This is a genomic window from Chitinophaga barathri (assembly GCF_003807585.1).
GTDB lineage: Bacteria > Bacteroidota > Bacteroidia > Chitinophagales > Chitinophagaceae > Chitinophaga > Chitinophaga barathri.
Map to the genome: position 1 here is coordinate 420,241 of NZ_RMBX01000001.1, position 24,619 is coordinate 444,859.

The window sequence follows — 24,619 nt, forward strand, 5'->3', positions numbered from 1 at the left end:
ATCTTTGAGAATATTTTTAATCTTAATTTTCAATTGAAAAAACCGCACCAATTGATGCACCGGCAGCGTCTTTAACATCCACAGCAATCTTCAGCGTTGGGCTCAGTTGTTGTACCCTGACCCTGGAATCCGCGGTGAGTATATTTTTTGCCGCCACATCAAACTCCAGCAATATTACATCCCTGTTGGAATGGGTGGGATCACAGACCGATATCTCAAGTTGTCCCGGAAGTCTTTTCAACATAAGTGCGGCTTTATGGTGACTGGTGACGATGCCTACTTTTTGGGCCGCATCTGCCCAAAAGTTTATCCCGGTAAGCCCTGTCTTTTTCTCTCTTACAGCCTGGGCAAATTTTGAATTTTCAATAATTTCTATATCCGGATTCTTCGCATAGCGGCCCAGCTGCGCGGTGCTTTTTCCTGGCAACAGGACATAAGAATAACTATGATCTCCAGGTTCCGGATCATGACTGAACCAGAGTGTGAGGTATTCGCGCTTAACGGAATCCGGTCTTCCCGGTTTCAAATCGTTCCAGGAACCTGACCTCGACTCCCTTTTCGCATGTACGTTCTGCCGCTCCGGGAAAAAATATCCAATATCGGAATTCGGAACCGGCCCCTTCAGGTGCATCCATCCCGGATTTTTGAATATCTGTTTCCAATCCCCCGAATTAGATATCGAACGCCCATCAACATATAATGGTTGAATGCCTGATTTGGTTAATTTCCTGTTTTCTACAATTGTTTCTAAAGAATCACTTCCAGGGCCGCTGATGTCCGTGCCCAGCGCCACGATCTCGTCATCAAACATGAACCAGGATTTTTTAGCCCTGAGCATTAACGTGGTATCATCAATCTGCATACCTGTGACTCCGTATAACCCGGACAACTTCGCTCCCCCAACCCAGTTTGCTCCAAGGGTATAGGAGCCTTCCCCCGGCTGCTTAAGTTTCCTGACTACCGTAATTCCCGGAAGCCGGTATGCATCCACAGTAGGCCAAAAGTCTTCGCTGTACTGGGACAGGTCATTATTATACAGGTAAGTCATTCCATAGCCGGTATACCAGGCCTTCAGATTTTCCTTGCTTTTTTTATGCAGTTCGTAGTTCCAGATGCGGTCAGAATACATGCTGATGCCCAAGGCATACCCCGGCCTGCGGTGCACTACCCTGTCCATATTCGCAAATTGCCAGTTCCCCAAAAGTTCGGGCTTTTCTTTGATCTGGTCATTCTCCATTAAATCCTTTGTGAGTTTTAATGAATACAGCGAAAGCCCATCATAAAAATTATGGTAAAAGTCACTTTTAATCCATTGCCTGATCATCCGCTTATAATTCAGGGCATCCGCCGGTGGAGCAAACTGAGCCGCAAACAACAAACTTTCTATGGCTTCCGCCCCGGCAGCGTGGTCCTGCAATTGCTCGCGGGCAATTTCCCTTGCCCTGACCATATCCATCATAGCACCTTTGTAAATTACAGGCTCAAAAGAATAATATATCCAACGGTAAAAATTGGCCTGCCTGGGGTCTTTCACGTCCCAGGTGGAACCTTTTACCAGGTATAAATAATAGCTGATGTTCTTCAGCAGGGACTTCCCATAACCGCCGGTATAAGCAAAACGGCCATGCTGCACAAAAGAGCCGTCGGTGTAAAAACCGTCATTAGTCTTTACATACTCAAACACCGGGCTAAGCTGGTCCCGGGCATGAACCATCTCTGCGGTATCTTTGGCAATTACGCCGCGTAAGCCAATTACCTGGCAACGCCAAACCCGGTTAGCTCCCACATACTTATAGGCTTCAAAATACTGAACACCTTTGCCGTCAACATTGGGCGAATACCATCTGCTGGCTCGTATAAAATTATTAACCTGCTCCTTTGTAAGATGATCATACAATAAAACCAGGATATCGTTTATTATCAGGGGTGAACCAATTTCAAAATGCCACCAGTTAAAAAAAGGATAAATACGCTCGTTGTACCGGTTTTCATACATCCAGTTAAAAGCGCTGATGGCATCCTTTAACATAGCCTTGTTGCCATAAAACGCAGAACCCTGAACGGAATAGGCCAGCGCCATATTCTTTATTTTCAAAAACTGGCGATCCAGGTTGGAACTTCTAAAAGGATCCGCATTTTCCTTCCATAAAAAACAGCGATCCCCTGATTTATCCAACGCTGCCCAGTCGGCTTTGGCCTGAGCTGCAATTTTATCTATTAACGATTTCGCAACCGGATCTTTCAGGTCTACCTGCGTTCCGCCGATTAAATAGTTACACCATTTTAACCGTAAATCATCAAATTCATCAGCTTTTGCCGTACTAAAACAAAGGCAGATCATCAAAGAGGCCGCAAGGACTATTTTTCCCATACATAATTATATTGATGGCAACCTGAAAGTTATTTGGCGTACTTTTTATTTTGTTCGATACTGATATCTGTTTCTTTAGTAAGAAAATCACCTTCACCAAGCCCTTTTTTCCCAACTTTCAGGATCATGTCATCTTCTACAAGGTCAATAGGAGTAATACATGAAATAGTTTTTTCCAAAAAAGGTTTATTGGTCAGTAAGTTGTATGCGGATATAATGGACCACCGGGGATGATCGGATAAATTTGCGGCAGAGGAATGCAGCAGGTTACAATGAAAAAACAAGGCGTCTCCTGCTTCAAGCTCACAATGTATCAATTCATGTCGCTCCATGGCAAGTTCTACCCTTTTAAGATCAGCACCCACCTGCTCCCCGGACGTTCCATGTTCAATACGATCCATTTTGTGACTGCCTTTGAGCACCTGGAGGCAACCGTTTTCCGCGTTGGCTTTCGTCAATGCGATCATAACACTTATCAGTTGCGGGTACAAAAAACCATTGCGGTACCAATAACCGTAATCCTGATGCCAGTCCCAGGCCCCGCCTACTTTTGGCTCCTTTTGCATAACCTTCGAATGGAAGTGACCTACTTCACCACCCAGCAGTTGTCCGGCCGACTGGGCCATTCTTTTACTTCTGGACAGCATGCCAAAGCTATCGTCGCCCGGCGTGAACCACAAGGCCAGTTTGGATTTCATGCCATTTCCATCTACCATATCGTAAGAATTTTCCTTCAGTGACTTGTCTTCAATGGCAGTTTCATACAATATCACCGCCTCATCCTCAGACAGGAATTTTTTTACAATAAGGTATCCGTCTGCGTGGTATTGTTCCACCTGCTCCTTTGTTAAATGATACTTTTCCATAGTAGTATTTTATTTATTAATAATATTTATCTATATCTCTCCTTTAGCAAATTCATCATGAATACGTTGATATCCCATTGATTTACCAGTGGTTGCCTGCTGAATGGCAATAAGGTCAGATAAGGGGGAGCGCCAAATTCCGGTGTAATAGTAAACTGCGCTCTTCCATTTTTACGGTGCTTTTCGATTACCCTGTCCCACCATTTAAGATGAATATCTACCTCCTTTCTCCATTCGGGGGCGCGGGGATCGGTGATCTGCGGCCCCTGCGTGAACCCGATCCTGGCATGCAGGTGTTCCGTATTTTGTATTGCCAGATCAATGGCTTCCTGCTGATCCTGCAGAAAACTTTCCGCTACAGCACACCAATGAGAAATATCCAGGGTAAGTTTTATGTGTGGATATTTCTTCAGGTACTTCTTTGTGATGTGCGCAGCAAAACTCCATTTGCCGCGATGCGTTTCGTGAAATATCGCTATACCCGCTTCTTTACTTACCTGTTCAGCTATATTAATCAGCTGTATATTCTCTGATTCAGTGAAAAAATCCTTGCCCGTCTGCGTATTGATAAATAATGGATTGAACCCGGCCAGGTGACGTAAATGTTTTTTAAACAGTCCCTGATGCAGATCGAAATTGCTTTCCGTGGTCTGCCAATGCTGGGCAATAAAAAAAAGTTCATGTTTGTTCAATAAGCGCGATACTTCTTCTTTTTCAGCGTTAGACATGTCCGGCTCCAAACTCATTTCGACCCCATGATAACCAGCGGCCTTTACCTGGCTGAAAAAGGTATCATAGGAAAGGTGTTCAGACCCCCATCGCGGGCAAAAAAACTTTAAAACCATAATCCAATAATTAACTGATGACAACTTCAAAAATACTGGCCTGTACATTTTCAGAAGGGTGATATGCCCTGATGACCAGTTTAGCTGTAGACAATGGGGTTTTGAAGCTGATTTTATTGATCGTCTGATGATTATCCTTCACTTCATGTACTACCCTCCCCTGATCATCACAAATGTTGTAATGATTGACACAATAGGGCATTACCGCTTCCGGATGACCCATTAAGGAAGATTCCATCGGATGGTCGTAGTCGGTGTCAAATGCGATAATGATCTCGCTGATTGTTTGGATGGAACTCCATTCTATCGTTAATTTCGGATGTTGATCATGTTTTGCCGCTACCCAGGCATTCGGGCTTATAGTGGGCCTGAATATGCCATTGTTGACATTGTTCGCTGAAAACAATTCCAGGGCACGCTCCATTGTAAGACCAAAATTCTGTCCCTGTGGCCTTCTGTTTGGGCACCAAAACTCAAACTCCTCCACGCCTATATCTTCCGGCGGTGACTGTTTCCCGTAATTTGACACAGCCCTGTTGACTTTGTTAAAAACAGTCAGTATGCCCGGTACAAGCTGGCTACTGCTTTTTACGGATACATTTGCGTTCTTCATCAGGCAAAGGAAAACACACCGGTGCTGATCCACCTCGTAACTAAAATCAAGCAACAGCGGCTGCTCGCCCTCCAGGAGGTTGATGGTCCGCTTTTCAATGAGGGTGTCTGGCGTGTGGTTACCGGGATTGCTGCTCACCCTCAATTCAACGTCCAGCGTGGTGGCTTCTTTCGCATTCACCATGAATGTTACCGACGGAAGTTTGCCCGGAGCGGCCGGTAACATCTGACCGGAAGAGAATACCAGGTCAATCCATGGCCCATCAAAAGGTAACTCCCGAAGGATCAATTCACTCGACGCGGAAATTTTCGCATGATTCACCAGGTTATCACTATCGGAAAACCTGAGGCCCGGGATATGATGACCTGTTTTTAACAGCGTTTGCTGCAACAAACGGATGTTCTGCGTGCTGGTCAGATCGGACTGCGACCAGTTATGTTTGACAGCCAGTGCCGCAGCCATCCCCACGGCCTGACCACCATGTGCGCCGGTGCCCATTACCCTGGTTGAGCCGAAGGCCACATGTGACGCACTAATGATTCTGCCGGCAAAGAATAGATTTGGTATATTTTTACTATAATAACATCTGAAGGGTATCTGGTATATGCCTTTAGAATGCCACTGGTTACATCCCGGTTTCTCACTGAATATGCCGTCCGCAGGATGCAGGTCAATTGACCAGCCCCCAAAGGCAACAGCATCGTCAAACGTACGCTGTTCTATGATATCCTGCTGCCGGAGGATATATTCTCCTTCGAACCTGCGGCTTTCACGTTTACCAGGGATATTCCCGACCCATTCCAGGGTAAGGTTTCCGGCTTCAGGGAAACTGCCTGAGTTCTTAATGTAGTTCCACACACCATATACGACCTTCCATAGCTCCCATTTGATGACTTCCGTTTGGTGAACGGTATCCAAACGGCCACCATACTCGATCCACCAAAGTTTGCAGCCGGAGTCGTCGGCTTTAAAAGATTTATACCGGGGAATTTCTGTGATGTCGCTCAGGGCATAAGAGGGCGGAACAAACTTAACAGGGCGGCCCGTATCCTTGCTGTAAAAATAAATAGTATGACCCAGCAGCTCGCCGTAATCCTTTGTGGGAGCGAATTTCTCGCCGAATTCAGCTTCTGCTTCCGCGCCCATCCTGAATGCAGCGCCGGACAGGAAAGCCAGGATACCGTCTCCCGAGGCATCGCAAAACCAGGATGAGCGGACGATGTATGTGGTAGAGTTCTGGCTGCAGAAACCTTTTACCTCCCGTATCCTGTCACCATCGTGCTTGGACACTTCATATACGGAGGTATTCAAAAGCAGCCTGATATTCGGCTCACTGACCACTTTTTCCAGGATAATAGTGTCAAGCAATACGGTGTTGCCTTCGGGGTTCCGGAAAGTGTTTTCCACCAGTATTTCATCAATGACTCCTCCTTCCCGCGCCCAGCGATTGTTATTTCCCATGTGCGAAGTTGCCCCTAACACCCAAAGCCTTACCTCGCTGGATGCGTTTCCGCCTAAAACCGGCCGGTCCTGTATCAGTATTACGCTTATGCCGGCTCTTGCCGCCGTAATCGCGGCACATGTTCCGGATAATCCGCCGCCGACTATGACAAAATCAGCACTGAGTACTTCTTCTTTTGTGTGGCGTTCCTTAATAAAAGTTTCCTTTATCATATTAGTTGTTCTTCAGTATAATCTGTTTCAGAACTATGTTTATTTTTATTGTATGTTCAATTGAGTCCGTATTATATTCCCGAAATCACAAAATCATATTTTCCTGATCCAATGTCCCATACGGTGTGTCTTTCACGGGTTTCTACAAGCCGGATTATTTCTTTTCCTTTAGTAGCTTTACCACTCGACCAGATAGCAGCAACTCCTTCACTTATGGAAGACGCTTTAGAGGAAGGAATATAAATCCGGGCGGTTGTATTGGAGGGAATAGTTACCTCAATGGTCAGTCTGTTTCCGGAAATCCTGGTCCAGGTACACATTACCGGTCCACTCATCGTTTCTATTGAGCAGGACGCATAATTCAGGCCCTCTATTATGCCCGGCATGATCTTTATTTTCCGGTATCCCGGTTCCAATGCAGAAATTCCTCCCAACGCCTTTATCATCCATACACCCAGGTATGAGCCTAGCCAACCGTGATTCCTGGATGTATTCCTAATATTCCACTGCTCCCAACTGGTGCTGGCCCCGTTTTCCACCCAAAATCCCCAGCTCGGAAACGTTTTCCGGGAAGCGATTTTGTAAGCAAGTTCAGTTTTATCAAACATCCACAAAACATTCATCAGATTATACGTGGTTGCTCCTCCGGTAGTGACATGGAAGTCCCTGTCAATGATGCTTTTTTCCAGTGCATTTAATACCACGGAACGCTTTTCACCAGGCACCAGACCGAAATGAAGCGCCACCGCATTTGCTCCTTGCGAGTTATTGTCATAAGTATCATCATGGAAAAAATTAGCATTAATTCCACCTTTGATCTTTGCTGATAACGACAAATACATTTTTCTTTCCTGCTCTCTATCAAGTACCCCAGTGATCTTTTCCATCACCTTCACCATCTGATAAAAATAGGCCGTACTTAAAAACGCAGGATCAGGTTTATCCAAACCAATGTGATCGCCCCATTTATTGCTTCTAATGATGTATTCAGCATCTGCTAAGGATTTGTAATAGCCAATCAGCCGTTCCAAAGTGGGATAAATCTCCTCCAGCGCCTGTTTGTCCCCGTAGGCCAGGTAAATGTCATAGGCACCTAAAATCACTTCCGATACCCAAACCGGATCGGTACCATTCCAGCCATAATGAATTTTCCCAGGGACTTTATCTGCAATACGGCCGTTTGAATCTTGCGCCGCCATCATGTCATCTTTCCATTTCAGGAAAAACTTCCCCATATCGAAACTCTGACTTAACGGTTCCTGGCTCCATTGGCCCAGCCACGGTACTTTTTCGCGGCTTGGGCAATCAGTATAGACACTATGTGTATTAGTTCTCAAACTTCAGATGTTATTGTTATATAACCGGTTCAGCAACGAATCAGAACAGCTAAAGCTTCCAGTCTTTCGCAAGTCCGTATGCACGACGCAACCTTTAATTGTACTTATATCCGGAACACCGGGATAACCGATCAGTGTTACCCACTGAAATCCATGATAGGTAAAACGCGGCTGAAACGTTTCCATTCCTTCGCCTTTCAGCATATAGGTGTCTTCCTGATTAAAATCCATTAACCGGTCCTTACTGTCAGAATATTGAACTTTGATTATTTTCCCCCTGGGGCCTTTTACCTTAATACTTGCCCAGCCCGAAAAATTCTGGCCCATATTGTACCGGTAGATGCTGTCAGATATTTTAATCAGCTGAACAGGTTCAATTGTCTCCACAATTCGTATGGGCTCAAGTTGCGCATTGATATTAAGGTCCAGCTGCTTTACCTTCACACCGTTCCAATTCCGTTCATTGAATCCCGGTTTATCCCATCCGGGTAGTTCTTTAGTGGCATCATATAACTCTTTGGAAATACCCCAGTTGATGACCGATTTAAATGGTGCATCAAGTGTTCCTTTCCAGCTTTCATTACTTAAAAGCAGGTATTTTTCCCCATCCGTATATTCAACTTCCAACTCCAACCTGAAGCCATCTTTGCAGTTCATTAACCGCCCGTTGGAAAGCATGACGCCAATAGCATTCGAGCCCTCACGAAGCAGGCCCTTAACATCGTATGTTACAGACAGCACCCGTTGGCTGCAATCCGTAAAACCCGGGTCAAGCACATGATCTCCAACCTTTCTTCCATTTATCCGCAATTCGTAATAACCCAGGTTCGCAACAAATACTCGCGCTCTTTTTATTTCCTTGTCGGCGACCTGGAATTCCTTTCGCAATAATTTACCTTCCACTAAATTCAGCCAGGTATTTCCACTCCAGTTCTTTTTATCATACAACGGATGTACAGATGAATCCTTGTAATTAACAGTGGCGGGGTCAAAAAACGGCCTAATTAAGTGATCTTCGATGTAAATCCATTTTGCTTTCCAATCCTTTGCTGTCAGCAATCCGGTTTCAAAAGTCGCCATGCTGCTATAAGGACTCACATTCCCATCTTTATCTTTTAAGCGGACTTTCCAATAATAAGTGCTTTTACCTTCTATTGGCTTACCCTTATATTGCACTCCAAATGACTGGCCGGAAGGCACCCAGCCCGTACTCCATATATCTCCGCGGTCACTGTTTAATTTTTCTATACTCGATGAAACCAGTATTTCATAAGCAGTCTGTCTTTCAGCCCTATCATCGTCACGCATCAGCCAACTAAAGACTGGATTTTGATTCGTGATCCCCAAGGGTTCTTCAGCATAGTCTGTTCGCAAAAAATAAGGTGCTGCGGGGCCCGCCGCCAAAAGCGACAGACCCGTACACAGTAGCTGTACCAGCAGAAAAATCTTTAAAACAACAGGATTAAAAGACATAAATTATCGTAGTTCTGGTTTTGGCGCAGCCAATTGCGGTTTAATTTTTCTTGAAGCATAAAAAGGAATAATAGCAAGCAACAAAACTCCACCTGCAATGCAGATCACCATGATAGTCCCTGAACTTGTAAATACGCTTAGTATAAATAACAAAAGTGCCGTAAACGCCAGTGCAAATGCGATCACCTGCAATCCAAACTTATTTTGTTTCTGAATTTCAAATGCTTCTTCGACATTTGCCTCAACAAAGTCCCTTCTGCGATTGGCTTTTATCGTTTCATAATCCAGGTATCGCTGGCTAACTATATCTCTGCTATAGGCCCATAATTCATATATCAAAAGCATTGCAAAGGGAAGACCTACGCCTAGCGCCATTTCTTCTCCACGGGTAAGTTTCAGGATATCCAGGAGCGGCAGGATGATCTTAAATACCAGGTTCACACACAAACTGATACCCGCTATATATAAGGTAGCTGTTCCGCTAAGTCTTTTGGAAAACAATGCCCAGATCGGTGGAGCCAACAATGGCCCGCCAGTTATGGCTCCCACGCTAAGCACCACTTCAACCATACCGCCGATAAATGGTACCAGCAATGCAATAATGATCATACCCAGGCCAAATAACCAGGAGGAATTACGGGCAACCGTCATTAGTTTACGGTCAGTGGCAAGGGGATTGATTCTTCCCTTATAAATATCGTTGGTGAAAATGGCGGAGACCACATTAAGCGTGGTGTTGGCGGAAGCAGAGGTTGAAAAATACATGCCCGTCAACATCAGCCCCATTAAGCCAGGAGGCAATACCAGCTTACACATCTGGAGATAAGCGCTTTCCGTTTCCAGGCCCGTAAGCCCGGGATTGATGGTCTTGTAGATCATCGGCGGGAGCATCCAAAGCACGGGGCTGATAAGATACAGCCCTGCAAACAGGAAGGCCACCTTACTGGCGGACTTCTGACTGTCCACACTGGTGTACCGCTGCACAAATGTCCAGTTGCCGCCGATGTAGAAGATGTGATACACCGCAAACGCCAAAATGAAGCCAAGGGTATATTCCCCATTGAGGATATCAAAGAAACCATCAGGAGCCTTTGCCTGAAAATTTGCCATTCCACCGGCTGCGTCAAACGCAAGCGGAACAATGATCAACACAGCGGCGGAAAGAATAACAAACTGCAAAATATCTGTGACCATTACCGCCCAAAGCCCTCCTACCGCTGTATACGCGATCATGAACACACCCAGCACGATCGTACAGGGTACCAATGGATAACCAAGTGAAGAACTCACCAGCACTGCGACCGGGTAAAGTACCGAACCCTTAATGAATAAGGAAACCAGCATGAAAACATATATGAAGCTCTTCTGCACATTTTCACCTAAACGTTCTTTGATAAACTCGGCCGCGGTAAGCGCACCGGTAGCCCGCCATTTAGGCGCCAGGTAAAAACCGGTGACCAGGCCCCCAATACACATGGTCCACTGGATAGTAACCGCCACCCAGCCATATTTATAAGCAATCGATCCCCAGGCCACGAATGTACCGGCAGAAAAGAAACTCATAAACAGTGACAGCCCGCCAATAAACCATGGAACAGCCTCACCGCCTGCAAAAAAAGATTTCATATTCCGCCCAGTACGCGCGAATAGCAACCCGATGCACATCACAAAGGCGGAAAAAACAAAAATCACTGTAGTATCGATGGTTGAATTCATTTGTTCTGATTAACATTTTTTAGTGGAATCGCCACGTTGCAGGTAACACTATCACTCCTTTTTATGGCCACAAACAGTACCGCGGGCCGCCCTTTATCCAACCAAAGTTGCGGGCGTTCCAGCCGCCGGACCTTTTCCCTGGCTCCGCCCTCCCATTCCAGGGTCAATCCGGATACCAGCGGGTGGGAAGTGAGGCGCCAACTGAAACCATCTTCCGATGTAAAAAGCGCAAGGGAGGTTCCGGCTTTGGTAAAATCCCCTTTCATGTCTTTTACGATGGCAAAGTAGCGCCCGTCCTGCCTCCATATAAACGGATCTTCAGCGGCGAACCGGGATCCCGGATAGTCAAATATTGTCCCGGGGCGTTTCAAAAAAGGGCCTGTTGGAGAATCGGAAATCGCTGCTCCATGGCTCACCTTTCCGCCACGAGGCATTTCCCCCGCCGAAACGCCTTTATAAACGATCAGATATTTCCCATCGGCCCTTTGGGTTACTGAAGGATTACTGGTCATCAGGTGATCCCAGGAATCCGCCGTGGTATCAACAACAGGTTTGTCAAATCTTTTCCAGGGACCATCCAGGCTTTTCGCAACCGCAACACCAATGCGCTGGTGGTTCCGGTGGTCCCAGAAGGTACCATCTCCATAGTTCCCCATGTAATAGAGATAATATTTATTCCCAAATTTTAAAACCGTCGGGTTGTGGGTTACATCGGCATCCCAGTATTTTTTATGCCTTTTTGCCAGCACTACATTTTTAAATGTATACGGACCCAGCGGCTGTTCTGCCGTCGCATGAGCGATTTCGCTATCGGTAGCCCAGCCGTTGAACCCTTTGGATTTCGGCCACCTGCTGTAGAAAAGGTGGCAAACCCCATCCGCGGTCCTGATCATACTGCCGCACCATACATAATAACCGTTTTCCTGGAACATAGATTTTTGCTGAACAGGGAGCAGTAATGTTGAAAAATCCGGTTCCCGGACCGCCTGGCTCTGAGCGGTTGAATACGTTGCCAGTAGAAAAAGACATACCGGCAGGCACCAACCTGGAAAAAAGGACCGCCTCACCTGCTTAACCCTCCTACAACAAACTGGTCGCCACATGAAACAACCTGTCCGTCCTTAAAATCGACTTCGACCGCAAACCGGCTGTGAGTGTACTTTCCATTAGCACCCTTCAGATATCCGGTGATCTTTTTTTCCATTACATCGATGATTTCTCCCGTTTCTATATACAGGTATCTGCCATCAAGGCTTCCCATGATCCATCCGGGCTGCCCGTAGATTGCCTTAGGGCCATATAAAAAATTACCCTGCTTATCTTTTTCATTTCCCTGGTTCGTTTTTATAAACTGCTTCCAGGCAGGTGCCTTTAATGGCAGCCCGCTAACATCAAATACGTGTAAACCATAACTCTTCTGATCGACTACCCAAACTTCCTTCTCCTGGTTAGCCATGGCAATTCCGTGGCAAAATGTTGCATTCCTGACATCCGCCGGCAAGGCGTACGGCTCGGGCACATTCGCCGTAAACAATATTTTACCAGTGGCGACGTCTCCCACATTAAACCCTATTAATTTATTGACATTGATGAATGCCAAAGTGGCTTTCCCGTTAATGGTAAAAGGCCTTACCGTACCAAAACACGGCCCGATCCTGCGGATGGTCTTCGCCGTTCTGGCATCCACTACATGAAGCCAGTTGTGATCCATTTTGGTTCCAAAAGCTGACATGAAAACTTTTGTATTGTCGGGGCTGCAGATGGTATTGTGCGTCCGGGGTGCAACATGAACACGCGAGTCGACTTTTTCCTGGCCGGTTTTGGCGTCAATTACGTAAAAGTAGTCGGTGGGCGTATCTTCTCCCGAGGGCATAAAAATCGTAGCCCCGTCGGGAGTGATCGTGCCGCGGTCCACGGCGGACGCATATTTTTTATGCCAAAGTACCTTATTGCTCAAAAGATCCATGCAAAGTATGTACCCGGTTTCACCACCTTTCATTGTACCATAATGGGAAATGTACAGTCTATGTGTTTTTGCGTTGGCGAATATTCCCCGGATGTTCATTACAGACGCAGGAAGCGGGATAACCTTAACTAATTTGTGGTTATTATTAATGTCATGAACTTCCAGGGAAGGTTTAAGCTCCCGGAAACCATCCCTGTCTTTAGGAGAACGGCCAACGTACAAATATTTTTGCATGTCCTCTTTTTGCGCAAGAGCTTCGTTCACCGGTATAAAAAACGCCAACGCTACGACAAACTTTTTCAGGACATTTGAGCAATCGTGCAGATAATTCATTATTGCTTAATATTTTTTATTTACTACTATTTCAAAATCGTTCTTTTCGCTTTCATCACCTCTCCCTTAGAATTGGCCGCTTCCACCCAGAATTCCAATTCCCGTTCATTTTGATGCAGCGGAATGGTGAATTCAAAGGGATAGCTGCTGTCTACCGCCTTCAACCATTTTTCAGAACCAGCTACGCGATAATGCATTGTTGCGCTGCTTACCTGCTCACCGGATGCATTCAGCCAGGTATGTGCGGTATTGATTGTACCGAGTGAGTAAATAGCGGCGCTTATCATTCCAAATGGTGACTCCGTTTTGTTATAACTCAATTCTGATAATTCCTGAACCGTTTTGCTGTAAGCCTTTTGCTGAAACTGCGTGGCAACGTGAATGTCATCTATCGCGAAGGCTGTTATTCCTTTCGCCGCAACACTGAACCTTAACGTGCCGTCATGTACTTTCACAGTAGGTGAGGCGGCATTTTCTTCCCAAACGCGGGCATTATTCTCATGCTTAAACGGGATCAGGTCCGGGTTTAAATGAACTTTGGCACTTACTGCCTGGTCGCTCTGGTTGAGGAATGCAACGTAGAATTTTCCATTACCATAACCGGTCACATAATTCAACTGTTCGTTATCAATTGTTAAAACCTGTTTGGGCATCCATAAATAAACCTTCTGATCGCCATAAAAGCTCCCGGGCTTGTCTCCATATACCTTGCTCTTCAAATAAGCATAGCCAGGAGAAAACTGTCCGGGAAAACTAACGTTCCCTTTTGACAGTACAAATGCATCAGAAACCAGGTAGTCGAAAAGCAGTGCAATTTGCGGCCATACATGGTTGTAGTATACCTGGTTATAGGAGATCTGGTTATATGCACGCAGGGGATAATCGGCGCGGGCGTACACTGTGTTAAAAATTCCGTCGATGTCATACCCGGGATAATTGGAATACCTGCCTACCACGGCGGAACGGCCAACTGAACGAAAAAATTCATCTTTGGAATAATAGGCCAGCCTTAATAAATGTGCGGCATAATGTGTCAGGAAAATAGCAGGATTGGATCCGTACGTATTGCTCGCCTCCGGGGTAAGCCCTATTTGCGATACACGCCAGGCCGGCACCAATTGTTCCGGCGCCGCCATTTTCGCCATTCCGTCACGCTCGGCTTCGTGGCTCAGGTTTTCAACGATCCCACCTTTATTGATTGTAATGTCCTTGTTAGGAATTAAAGGATAGAACCAGATATACTGCATATAAAGTTTAGCTCCTTTAATAGACGCTTCCAGGTATTTTGGTTCTTTAGTTTCTTCATACAGATCCAGCAGTTCTATCCACCAGGGAGCAAAATCTGTCCAGAACTGTGCAGCCTGTTCCACCCCGCTGAAATCCTCGGCTTTTTTATCGACCCTGGTCTTTATATATTCATCGGCTCTTTTTTTTGCTTTTTCCAGTACAGCTTTATCGCCGTTCATGCGATACAATGCCAGTAAGTTTGGCCAGGTGTCTCCCCTGCTGGTAGTATTCAGGTTCAGGCTGCGGCTCACCCGGCTCAGGCTGTCCGCATAGTACCTGAACACCGGGCTTCCCTGCTGGTAGAATGACTGCAGCGCAGCAAGTTCTGCGACTTCCATGGAAGGACCGGCCATTTTGCTGGAAGCGTTCTGCCTGGTGACGTCTTTGTTCAGCGCAAAAAGGTACTTTTCCCGTGACATTAAAAACTCAATAATGGGAAGGCCCCTGTTCCGATAAATGCTTTCATTGTCAGTAATAAGAGCCACCGAAAGAGGATGAAGTCCTGAAACGACTTTCACCGTCTGCGCCACGTCGGTAGAATAATCGAACCCCCGGAGATCTGCATTCCAGCCACTGTAAACATCATTCATCGCAAAATCGATCGTATTTTCGATGGTTTGATTAAGGTTGTTGTACACGTTTTCCCGGTAATCCTTAAAGCCAAACATCTTTTGCGCAACATAACGGAAAGAATTCGGCTGGTTTCCTTTAAACATTAATACTCTGAACTTAAATGAAAACGGCTTGCCTCCTTCCAGTTTCGAAGCTTTTGTTCCAAACAGTGGCGCAAAGATCATGGGCTGAGCTTTACCTGACTGGTTCCGTACGAGCACGCCAAATTTGAGATTGCCCTGTCCGGCTGAAGGAAGTTCGTAAGGAATATCACCAGGTTCTGCCACAACACCAACGGTTAAACCATCTTTTTCAACCATGGTGGCGGGCAGGCTGCACATATTTTCAGGAGAAAGAAAAGACAGCTGAGGAAAGCGCTTTTCCTGCCAGACGTGAGGTTGCCAGATGGCATCGGCATCTTTTGCAGCCGTTTCGGGCATCCCGGCATAACCAATGGTATACCAGGCAGATTCAGCAGGGGTAAATGTATATTCAATTGCCGGCTCATTCGTCCCTTCCTTAAAAGACATGGATGCCTCGAGTTTATACTCAGGGTTGTACGGGAAAGTCCATTTTACCCGGTCTGCTTCAATTTCCGCAGCAACTGCTTTCACTATTACCGGTTTGGCTGCTTTAAAAAAATCAGCTGTTCTTTCCTCGCTTCCCGGCAGCTGCCAGGTCGGAATAGTTACGACGCCTCTAAATCCTTTCACGATCCTGTGGGCGTTCACTGTACCTGATTTCGGATTCTCGCTTCGCTTCATCACAATAAACCGGGGGTAAAAATGTTGCTTTTTATGGCTGTTGTCTTTCCAGCTTATAATAACAGCAGCGCTTTTACCTATTTCAACGCGGTAAGGCGTAATATCCAGTCGGTTTGAAGGGCGTTCCTGGGCTTTTGTCCAAAGCGTTGAAAAGACCAGGTTGATTAAAAACAGGCACTTTAATTTTTTCATTAACGGAATTGTTTTCTATAGGTGGAATTATTTTGTATGCCTAAGATAGATGGCCACCCCATAAAAATGGAAGAAAACACCTTTTTTTTTGAGTGGGAACGGGCCTATTTTGTGGGACGGCTCCCACATTGTGAAAATTCCAAGGGAATTGGTTAGATTTAGATTCCACAACCTAACCAAATCTACAACATGAAGCAGCATCAGATCACCATCAACGATATTGCGAGAGAGTTAAACATCTCAAAGTCTACCGTTTCCAGGGCTTTAACAGGGCACCCTAAAGTCAGTCCGGCGAAGAGAACAGCGATCTTAGAACTCGCAGAGAAACTTGATTACCAGCGTAATATGCTGGCGATAAGCCTGTGTAACAACAGGACAAATACCATAGGCGTGATAGTTCCCGAATTCCGGACCTCATTTTTTCCAAAGATTCTCGTAGCTATACAGGAGACTGCCGCGCAAAGCGGGTACAATGTGATCGTATGCCAATCCGGTGAATCTTATGAAACAGAGGTGAAGAACACGAAAGTGATGTTAACAAATCATGTGGATGGGCTGATTATTTCCATCACCAAGGAGACAAAAAATTATGAGCATCTGAAAATATTTCAAAGGAAAGGGATCCCCCTGGTCTTTATCAACAGAATAGTTAATGAAATGGCTGTTCCGAAGGTTGTGGTGGATGACTATGAAGGCGCCTTTCGTGCTGTGGAACATCTGATACAAACCGGCAAGAAGAGAATTGCGCACCTCGCTGGACCAGAAAACCTGCTCATCAGCAGGAACAGGCTCAACGGGTACCTTGATGCTCTAAGAAAATATAATCTGCCCATCATCCAGGAACTTATCATTCCCTATGATTTCAACCTGGAAAAGGTGAAAATCTACACAAAGCATCTCCTGGAGCTGAAAGAACGGCCTGATGCGCTATTTGCAATAAATGACCCGACAGCTGTTGAAGCTATACAGGTCATTAAAGCAAAAAAACTTAAGATCCCGAAGGATATTGCCGTGGTGGGCTTCAGCAATGAATACTCCTCCGCTTATATAGACCCTAGTCTCACCACGGTCGCCCAGCCCCTGGAAGAAATGGGTATCCGCGCTACACAGGCGCTGATAGAACAACTTAATAAAGATATTTCCGAATGGAAGGCTGTAACCCAGGTGTTAAAACCAGAATTGATCATTAGAAAATCCAGTTAACAGACTGGAAAGCCTTCAGCTAAGCAGTTAGTTTAAGGTGCATCAGGCAAACCTGCCATTCCACGATATTGACGATTCACATTACTATTTAGTTTTGATACCGGTAAAAGATTCAGCGACTGTTTTCCCGGTTGGGTCTTTGATCCGGCCTTCCGCCACCCATGGGGCCTTCCCCGCAGATAAGACCGCACAGGCGCCTTCCAAAATCAGGCCGTTTGACAATTTTACCGCCTCTTCCCCATCCGTGCGAACTGCGATCTCCACCGCTGACTGACCGGGAATAAATATTTTCATCCTCATGGTGCCTTCCGGTGATGGTAGTACTTCTGTTTTTATGGAAGGTATTTTACCAACCCCCGGCAGCATTACCCAGGCAAAAGTGGATGACTGCTTTATGTTGGCATCATATTGCGCACAATAGTTCGGCTCCACCTTATTATAACTCTCGCTGTACCAGCCCTGTATCTCGGGTTTTTCCCGGCCTTTTATTAAGTTAACGTCCCACTTTATAGCCGATACAGGCGTAATGCGTAGGTTCCCCCTGCCAGCGTTGGTCGTAACAATGGAATTACCCTCCATCTTTACTTCGCAGGTGGGATTAAAATGCCAAAGCGGTGAGATTTTTCGTTGTTGATCAACTTTCATCCTGTCAACCACTACCCAAAATTTGTTTTTGATATAAATTACTGCCCGGGTATGCTCCACCGGGATATTATCCGTAGTAGTATGGTACTGCCAACTGCCGCCAGCAAAATCCCATTTGTCGCCAAAGCCGCCCTTAAATGTGGCCATGCAAAAATCAAATCCAGGTTGTATGCTTTGTACTACCGGAAGCGGAGCGTTTACCGTTCCCGGGGGCTCCTGGTTTTGCCCCATCCCGTCTACCAGGATCGTATTATGGCTTCTGGCTAAATTAAAATATGTCCGCCATTCGTCTCTTTTATAATACATGCGCCCGGCATCCACCAAAAGATCCTGTCCGTTGGCAAAAAGGGAAAAATGCAGTTTATCATTGTGCTGATGAGAAAGCCCCCAGGGGCCTGCATCAAAAAACGACCAATGGGCGTTGTTTGTCCAACCATTGCGCATTACCATGTGCCCGGCGTAGGGATAAAATACCGAAGCAGGTCTTTTAGGCATCTTCCCTTGCCTGCCGTTGGTCGCTACATATTTCCAATCCTCCCGTTCCATCCTATTCGCTGCCCGGATCAAAAAAGGCCGGTCGTCGTTCAGATCCGAGTCGTTGTTCAGCAATGCAAAACCATCAGGCCTTAATACACCGGCATCATAATCATACATACTTTCAATGGTTTTTATAAAAGCATCGGGAAGTTTTTTGCCTGCTTTCTCACTATTGGTCATAAATCCTTCGAAATTTACTAAGGCAACATTGTGGTAGTGATTGGTAAGCTCTTTCTGTGTGCCGTCCGGATATACTTCCAGGGTAAGTTCTTCCACCATTTTCTGCACTGCGTGATCGTACCACCCGGGGGCATCTTTAAATTCGGGCCAGGCTAAAGCGACCATACACAGGCCATTCAGTTCCATCGCAACATGATTATGCTGTTTACCATGCTGGCTTTTGATATAATTGGCATGGTCTGTAAGACTGGAAAGCATTAAGATCCGGGTTGCATCTGAAAATTTATCGCAGAGCTGCAGGTTGTAGAATGCAAACGGCCAAACTTCACCCATGCGCAGGCCAGCCTCCAGGAGCCTCCAGGGAGGCGTATTGTTCTTTTTCAAATTAGCCGGAATAGGATTACTGATCACCCAATCCGCAACCAAACTTGAAAACTTCGCCACATAATCTTCATTCCCCGTGGCTTTATAGGCCTTTAACAGCGGCGCATAAAAAAAATGCCGGTTTATAAAAAATGCCCATTCCTGATCATTCGTAGGCCCCAGGTGATACCAGTCCAGGTAATTATTTGGCAGCCTGGCTTGCTTGCCTGATACAGATTGAAAAGTAAAAATATCGGCGAGAATGGAATCTCCCTGCGGCGAGCGGGCTGCTGAAGCAGGTACATTCTTCATTCTTAACCAGGACCCGGATTTGGCTGCCCTGTAATATTTAACCAGTTCCCTGCAGGCACCTGCCATGTCATTTTTTTTAACCGCTGCTTTTACCTGGCTCAATCCCGCATAATCTAAGTTCAGCGAAGAAAAAAGGCGTTGTATGCGCTCGGGATATTTCGCGCAAATTTCCTCGATAGAGATGGCTGGAATTTCACCATGGTGTTGTTTAACCCCAAAAGAAAAGTGCGACAATAAGATGAATGACAGGAATAAAGTTGTTTCTTTTATTCGAGAAAATTTCATGTTGATAATTCTAAGCATAAAAGTGGATGATATGGGTAAAAGATTATTACGTTTTATTTTCTTTTTTTACAAAGAAATGAATTCAGGATTCAAATAGCCCAAAGCAGCAGCCCGCGTGATGGTCCGGGGCATGACGGGTAACTTTTCAGTTGTCGGATTTGACTGGTTTTGATTAGTGAGGACACCTTCGTTTTTAAGAACGGCAATCATTTCCAACAATTCTTCTCCGGATATAGTTCCATCCGGGTTAAAATTCCAAAAACCATAATCCTGCTTAAACCCGGAATGTTTTTTTGCATCATAACCATTTTGTTCCTTCCATTTTGGTTTAATACCCAGCGCCGAAAGCGCTCCATGATCAAAAAGCGTCTCAATTTCCCGAAACGCCGGGTGGGTATAGGGAACGTCCTTGAAATGAGCATTGCTGACACTTGGGCTAAGTCCGAACACCCTGGCCAGCAACACCGCAGCGTCCGCCCTGGTAAACAGAGAATCAGGATGAAAATCACGGTTAGCATCGCCTGTCAGCTTTTGTGCAATACTCATTTTTTGAATAATTTCAAACTGCGGGTGATCCAACGGTACGTCCCAATAAAATACCAGTTTGCATTTTTGTTTAATGAGTTCGGCCTGTATTTTCCGCACCTCGACGTTTCTGACATCAACACCTTCCCGGATGCTCAACACAGCCGCAATGCCCGCTGTCTGGCCGGTGGCTGTCCACGTGGGGTCCATCCTGACGGCAGAGAAAGCAACATGTGTGGCCGAAAGTGCTACCGGCACCAAAAGGCCGTCAACATTTTTAGGTACAATTGCACCGTAAGGTACCTGGAACGCGGTAGCGGCATTTTTTAAGAAAAAATCGCCTTCTCCTTTATCCGGCGTTGAGAAATCCGTTTTTTTGCGTACCAGTTTAGCATCAATCGGATAATGGCCAATGGCGATGCTGCTGGTTTGAAAGGGCGGTGCCAAAGAATTGCCCGACACAAAAGGATTGATGTCAGCTTCCGTCATGGTTGCTTCTCCTTCGATCCTGCGCGCTTCACGGACAAATACCCTGTAGGGAACATTTCCATTATCCCGAAACTCATCATTTGCCAGGCCCAGATGTTTCTTCCCGTTAACATGCTGCACGTAATATAAAAACCCCAGGGCCTGGTTCTTATATATTTCATAGAGCTTTTTCCGCTCCTTGTAATTTGCCTCAGGCCAGCTCCAGTTTATTTCCTGCAATTCATTGCCATTGGGATTGATGTTCATTTCTACCTTCCCGTTCGCAATTTTAGGACTGCCGCCAAAACTCGATGCAGTATATTTTAAGGGGTCATAGCCTGGGGGAGGATTTTTGAGTATATGTGCATTCCCATCATCCGATTTGTAATTCTTAACGATCAGGCGCAATCCATAGGAAACAATGGCCGCATCCTGCCGGCCGGTTGACCCCGGCAAGATCTCACCGGTATCATTAAAATAAAAAATGCTGCCGGCATGAGGTTCCAACGCTGATCTGGGCTCCCTGCCTACCCGGTAGGGAACACCCCCCCAGGCAGCGATGTCCGCTTCGTGGGTAGCATCTATGACAACTTTGCCCAAAAAGGTTCTTTCATCGCCATCGTCCGTAGTGGTAATCACGCCACAAATACGGTCAAGATCTTTTATGATACCTGTAGCATACCTTTTATAGAATATTTTTAACCTGGGATATTTTGCTGCCATCTTTTTGAAGATCATATCTGCTACTTTTGGCTCCCAGGTTCCGCCCTGGTTAGCCTGGTTAACCTGGAAGGAGCGTTTATCTATATGGTTGGCTTCAAATTTCCGGTCTTTCAGTTTATCCGGCATTTTTTTCAGGTAAACCGGGTCAGTATCCATCAAAGGCGCATAATGCCTTTTAACCTCCTGCCGGAATTCCTCGAAAACACCGCTCAATGATTCATATGAGAATGCATCTATGTTTGAAATTCCGTTGCTTAGCATCCCTCCGAGAACCGGGGTATCCTCAATCAGGGCCACTGAAGCGCCAAGACGAGCCGCCCCGATTGCAGCACCGATCCCCCCTGAACTTCCGCTGACGATCACCACATCGAATGATTCAGTTGCCTGTGCCTGGGAAACGGAGGGATTCAAAAAATGAATACAGGCAAAAATTGCGGCCAGTTTTGCAGGTTTTATTTTCATACTTCAACATTACTGGTCATATGCAGCTGTAGGTCGCTGAAAATATCCGTCCACTGCACATCATCATAAAATATCTCAGGATTAAGCCGTTGCAATAAGCCAAACGTACCCACTCCGGCAAGAACAAAATGCGGATGAAGTTTAAAATAGTCTTCCTTGTTGTTTTTGTAATAATTCAATACCACCTTGCTGTATCTATCTATGGAATCCTGAATGTCCTTCCTGCGGTAATCCGGGCTCATCTTTTTCATGAAGTAATAGGCATACAGTGCATCCAATTCCAGGTAGTGCATAACATTGATGTTCTCAGTTCTGAACCAGCGGCCATTTTCCAGCTGCAAGGCAAGCACACTGTCAATAACCTTTTCAGGGTAAGGAAACTTCCGCTTGTGATGCTCATAAAGCGGCAGAATATGTACACTGCCTCCCAGCGGCTGATGGCGGTCAGAATGCGCTACGCCTCTTTTCCACCAGCCCGTAGCAGGGTCCAGGTTACTATCCAGCCATTTAAATACTGCGTCCAGCCAACCCGGGGGACAACTCTTGCTTAAGCTAAAACAAACCATTCCACCCCAAAACAGGTGCGAGGCCTGCCATTGCCGACTCCAATTAAGCGATTCCAGCCAGGGCACTACTTTTTCGACAGTATTGAACGCATCATACAACTTGACGTGAAATTTCTGTTTTCCTCCCAGAACGCCCAAAGCGCCTACAACCATACCATTGGCATGAAAGGTAGAATGACCGTAGGTATCAAAGTATGTCCCATCTGTAGCAGTACCGAAATTATTGTTGGAAAATGTATTGATGTGATCGATCCATTCCCTGCGTTGTGTTTCGCTCAGCTTTTTTTTCAGGTTAATTCCCATGATCTGATACATCAGCGCTACATCCAGGCTGGAATAGAGATCCGGACGGGCACCCGGCGCGGAACGATAGCTGCCGTACAGCCCATCCTTGTCCTGTAAACTGTTGCAATACGCTATCACCTCCTTTTTTACTGTAGCAAGCGAAAGTTTGTCCGGAAAAGGCAACGCCTCATGAAAGTTATGGCTTTCCGTCTGACCCATTAACGGTTTGGCCGCCATGGCAGCTATTGTACCACTTACTAAACTTATAAAATGTCTTCTGGTATTCATGTTAAACGGCTTCTTTCTACTATTTAAATTATTAACAACACTGACATTCTATTGTAAACCCTACTGATCAGGACTACGTACATGTCATATTGAATTACTAACAAAGTACCGGCCATCCAAAAGACGACCGGTACTCAATCACATATAAAAGGCTATACCTTTGTTTCCTGAAACCGCCTTTTCAGGAAGGTCAATTAATTACCATTAACACTGCCTGCGCCGCACGAATGGTAAAGGTGGAAACGTTTCCTGATCCATTTGCGGTAACTGTTGAAGTTGAAGAAGAGGCCCAGTTTCCATTGGCATCCACCTTACTTCCGGCCAGCATAACTTTTCCAGTCAATGCGGCGGCGTAATTTGACGTCACAGTGGCATCGGTTGTTAATTTATGCAGGGTCAATACAGCGTTTGCCGGTAGTCCGGATATGGACAACCCCGCATTTTCTGTTTCTTCTTTGTTGATAAACAGGATTGCCCTTTTGCCGTCCGTTCTCTGAAAATAATAGGATGTAACGTTCAGTCCGTTAGCAGTGAGCGCTGCTTTCCTGAATTGGTTGATCGCGCTGATTTTCCACATCAGCATAGCGTAGTATATGGGAGTTGCCGTATACGTTCCGCTGTTGTTTTTGATCGGCGTATAATATGGCGCATTTATCGCGGGATTTAATCCCCCGTGGAAGTTAACACCATCCACTCCTTTTGACGCGCAGTAGAACATGTAATCTATACCCCACAATGCTGATGCAAATGCGTTGCTGACGCCATTAACACCGCCGTTCGAAATAGAATTACATTCGCTAAACCTGAATGGCTTGTTGCCTTTCGCCGCATAGGATATAAATGTTGGCAGGTTGGTAATTAACCCGTTATCCGGTTCAAGCATACCGGCTATGGTGGCACTACCTGTAGAAGGATTACTTTGACTTACGTTATAATAATGATGATTCACTATGGCTACATCGTTAATATAACTCGTTGTAAAATCGTCCAGCCAGGGAATATTCCCGGCAAACGTCGGTCCGGCATAAGGTGGGAGCGGTTCCCCGGCACTGGTAAAGCCACCATTTATTGTGCTGCGGAAGTTAGTCCAGTCGCTGAAGAAATTTATGCGGCTGTACCCCGGCGGCTTAAGGTAACCACCCCAGAGGTCGGCTTCGTTACCTAATTCAAAAGCCAGCAAACGGCTGCCGAATACATCGCTGGCATACAAAGCTTCCTGCCTGGCAATGGTCGCATTTGTATTGCTATTACCCATGTTCAGGCCAAACATGATCTTCCAGTCAGGAAGTTCATTTTCCACGAACGAATTAAAACGGGTAATATCATCCTGATAAATAACAGTATCACGGGTGTCGGAACCCCGTGTGGTGTTATGCCAGAAAGTTTTATCCGCAGCGTTGCCGCCTATACGAATAACACCTTTACCCAGCCCATTGATCAGGTTTATGAAAGTTGTATTACCTGAATTAAAGTAGTCATCCGTACATACAGTACTCGTTTCATAACTCAACCCGGTAAAATCAGAGGGAATAACGGAGCCTGCATATCCTCCGGGATCATTTATGGCCAGGCTGACCGCTGTGGTTGAAAGAGGCGTAAATACGCCTTTTTTTGAAGACGCTGCGTCCGCGTTGCTGCCATCATCGGGTAACTTACTCTTGCTGCATGAATACAGGCAAGCACCCCCGATTAACAGGCAGGATAATAGTTTGATCAGTTTCATAACGG

The 24,619-nt window shown here is 45.9% G+C and carries 15 protein-coding genes; 1 reads left to right on the forward strand and 14 read right to left on the reverse strand.

The window, feature by feature from the left end:
* Window positions 1-22: 22 nt before the first annotated feature.
* From EG028_RS01505 to EG028_RS01550, 10 genes are all read right to left on the reverse strand, one after another.
* Window positions 23-2,371: a polysaccharide lyase 8 family protein gene (locus EG028_RS01505; protein ID WP_120514269.1), complete on the reverse strand. Its 2,349-nt coding sequence runs from the start codon at window positions 2,369-2,371 to the stop codon at window positions 23-25.
* Between the two features lie 29 nt (window positions 2,372-2,400).
* Window positions 2,401-3,237, reverse strand: coding sequence for a phytanoyl-CoA dioxygenase family protein (locus tag EG028_RS01510; RefSeq protein WP_120514270.1), 837 nt, complete (start codon window positions 3,235-3,237; stop codon window positions 2,401-2,403).
* Between the two features lie 26 nt (window positions 3,238-3,263).
* On the reverse strand, window positions 3,264-4,082 hold the full coding sequence (locus EG028_RS01515; protein ID WP_120514271.1) for a sugar phosphate isomerase/epimerase family protein: 819 nt from the start codon (window positions 4,080-4,082) through the stop codon (window positions 3,264-3,266).
* 10 nt (window positions 4,083-4,092) lie between these two features.
* The gene (locus tag EG028_RS01520; RefSeq protein ID WP_120514272.1) at window positions 4,093-6,369 is read right to left on the reverse strand and encodes an FAD-dependent oxidoreductase; all 2,277 of its coding nucleotides are present in this window, start codon (window positions 6,367-6,369) and stop codon (window positions 4,093-4,095) included.
* A 71-nt stretch (window positions 6,370-6,440) separates the two neighbouring features.
* Window positions 6,441-7,706 (reverse strand): alpha-L-rhamnosidase-related protein, encoded by a 1,266-nt coding sequence (locus EG028_RS01525; RefSeq protein ID WP_120514273.1) that lies wholly within the window; start codon window positions 7,704-7,706, stop codon window positions 6,441-6,443.
* A gap of 3 nt (window positions 7,707-7,709) precedes the next feature.
* On the reverse strand, window positions 7,710-9,179 hold the full coding sequence (locus tag EG028_RS01530; protein WP_120514274.1) for a family 78 glycoside hydrolase catalytic domain: 1,470 nt from the start codon (window positions 9,177-9,179) through the stop codon (window positions 7,710-7,712).
* Between the two features lie 3 nt (window positions 9,180-9,182).
* On the reverse strand, window positions 9,183-10,895 hold the full coding sequence (locus EG028_RS01535) for a sodium:solute symporter family protein (RefSeq protein WP_120514275.1): 1,713 nt from the start codon (window positions 10,893-10,895) through the stop codon (window positions 9,183-9,185).
* Window positions 10,892-11,827, reverse strand: coding sequence for a glycoside hydrolase family protein (locus tag EG028_RS01540; RefSeq protein ID WP_206614333.1), 936 nt, complete (start codon window positions 11,825-11,827; stop codon window positions 10,892-10,894). The genes EG028_RS01535 and EG028_RS01540 overlap by 4 nt, the downstream gene beginning before the upstream one ends.
* 131 nt (window positions 11,828-11,958) lie before the next feature.
* Complete coding sequence (locus EG028_RS01545; protein ID WP_120514276.1) at window positions 11,959-13,194, reverse strand: YncE family protein; 1,236 nt, start codon at window positions 13,192-13,194, stop codon at window positions 11,959-11,961.
* Window positions 13,195-13,220: 26 nt separating this feature from the next.
* Window positions 13,221-16,049, reverse strand: coding sequence for a hypothetical protein (locus EG028_RS01550; protein WP_120514277.1), 2,829 nt, complete (start codon window positions 16,047-16,049; stop codon window positions 13,221-13,223).
* Window positions 16,050-16,238: 189 nt separating this feature from the next.
* Between EG028_RS01550 and EG028_RS01555 the strand changes: the two genes are divergently transcribed.
* Window positions 16,239-17,252 (forward strand): LacI family DNA-binding transcriptional regulator, encoded by a 1,014-nt coding sequence (locus tag EG028_RS01555; RefSeq protein ID WP_120514278.1) that lies wholly within the window; start codon window positions 16,239-16,241, stop codon window positions 17,250-17,252.
* Window positions 17,253-17,336: 84 nt separating this feature from the next.
* Here the strand turns inward: EG028_RS01555 and EG028_RS01560 are convergent, their stop codons facing one another.
* The 4 genes from EG028_RS01560 to EG028_RS01575 form a co-directional block, all read right to left on the reverse strand.
* Window positions 17,337-19,592: an alginate lyase family protein gene (locus EG028_RS01560; RefSeq protein WP_120514279.1), complete on the reverse strand. Its 2,256-nt coding sequence runs from the start codon at window positions 19,590-19,592 to the stop codon at window positions 17,337-17,339.
* A 48-nt stretch (window positions 19,593-19,640) separates the two neighbouring features.
* Window positions 19,641-21,752, reverse strand: a complete 2,112-nt coding sequence (locus EG028_RS01565) for an FAD-dependent oxidoreductase (RefSeq protein ID WP_120514280.1) — start codon at window positions 21,750-21,752, stop codon at window positions 19,641-19,643.
* Entirely contained in the window at window positions 21,749-22,891 is a 1,143-nt protein-coding gene (locus EG028_RS01570; protein ID WP_123864500.1) for a hypothetical protein, read from the reverse strand. Before EG028_RS01570 ends, EG028_RS01565 begins: the two co-directional genes overlap by 4 nt.
* Window positions 22,892-23,081: 190 nt before the next feature.
* A complete protein-coding gene (locus EG028_RS01575) occupies window positions 23,082-24,614 on the reverse strand; it encodes a hypothetical protein (RefSeq protein ID WP_120514282.1) in 1,533 nt (510 codons plus the stop codon).
* Window positions 24,615-24,619: the final 5 nt, after the last annotated feature.

Excerpts from the sequence above, each read along its gene's own strand:
- EG028_RS01515 (WP_120514271.1), bottom strand. The coding sequence starts at position 4,082 with ATGGTTTTAAAGTTTTTTTGCCCGCGATGGGGGTCTGAACACCTTTCC.
- EG028_RS01550 (WP_120514277.1), bottom strand. The coding sequence starts at position 16,049 with ATGAAAAAATTAAAGTGCCTGTTTTTAATCAACCTGGTCTTTTCAACG.
- EG028_RS01570 (WP_123864500.1), bottom strand. The coding sequence starts at position 22,891 with ATGAATACCAGAAGACATTTTATAAGTTTAGTAAGTGGTACAATAGCT.
- EG028_RS01510 (WP_120514270.1), bottom strand. The coding sequence starts at position 3,237 with ATGGAAAAGTATCATTTAACAAAGGAGCAGGTGGAACAATACCACGCA.
- EG028_RS01520 (WP_120514272.1), bottom strand. The coding sequence starts at position 6,369 with ATGATAAAGGAAACTTTTATTAAGGAACGCCACACAAAAGAAGAAGTA.
- EG028_RS01555 (WP_120514278.1), top strand. The coding sequence starts at position 16,239 with ATGAAGCAGCATCAGATCACCATCAACGATATTGCGAGAGAGTTAAAC.
- EG028_RS01540 (WP_206614333.1), bottom strand. The coding sequence starts at position 11,827 with ATGTTCCAGGAAAACGGTTATTATGTATGGTGCGGCAGTATGATCAGG.
- EG028_RS01505 (WP_120514269.1), bottom strand. The coding sequence starts at position 2,371 with ATGGGAAAAATAGTCCTTGCGGCCTCTTTGATGATCTGCCTTTGTTTT.
- EG028_RS01575 (WP_120514282.1), bottom strand. The coding sequence starts at position 24,614 with ATGAAACTGATCAAACTATTATCCTGCCTGTTAATCGGGGGTGCTTGC.
- EG028_RS01530 (WP_120514274.1), bottom strand. The coding sequence starts at position 9,179 with ATGTCTTTTAATCCTGTTGTTTTAAAGATTTTTCTGCTGGTACAGCTA.
- EG028_RS01560 (WP_120514279.1), bottom strand. The coding sequence starts at position 19,592 with ATGCTTAGAATTATCAACATGAAATTTTCTCGAATAAAAGAAACAACT.
- EG028_RS01545 (WP_120514276.1), bottom strand. The coding sequence starts at position 13,194 with ATGAATTATCTGCACGATTGCTCAAATGTCCTGAAAAAGTTTGTCGTA.
- EG028_RS01565 (WP_120514280.1), bottom strand. The coding sequence starts at position 21,752 with ATGAAAATAAAACCTGCAAAACTGGCCGCAATTTTTGCCTGTATTCAT.
- EG028_RS01535 (WP_120514275.1), bottom strand. The coding sequence starts at position 10,895 with ATGAATTCAACCATCGATACTACAGTGATTTTTGTTTTTTCCGCCTTT.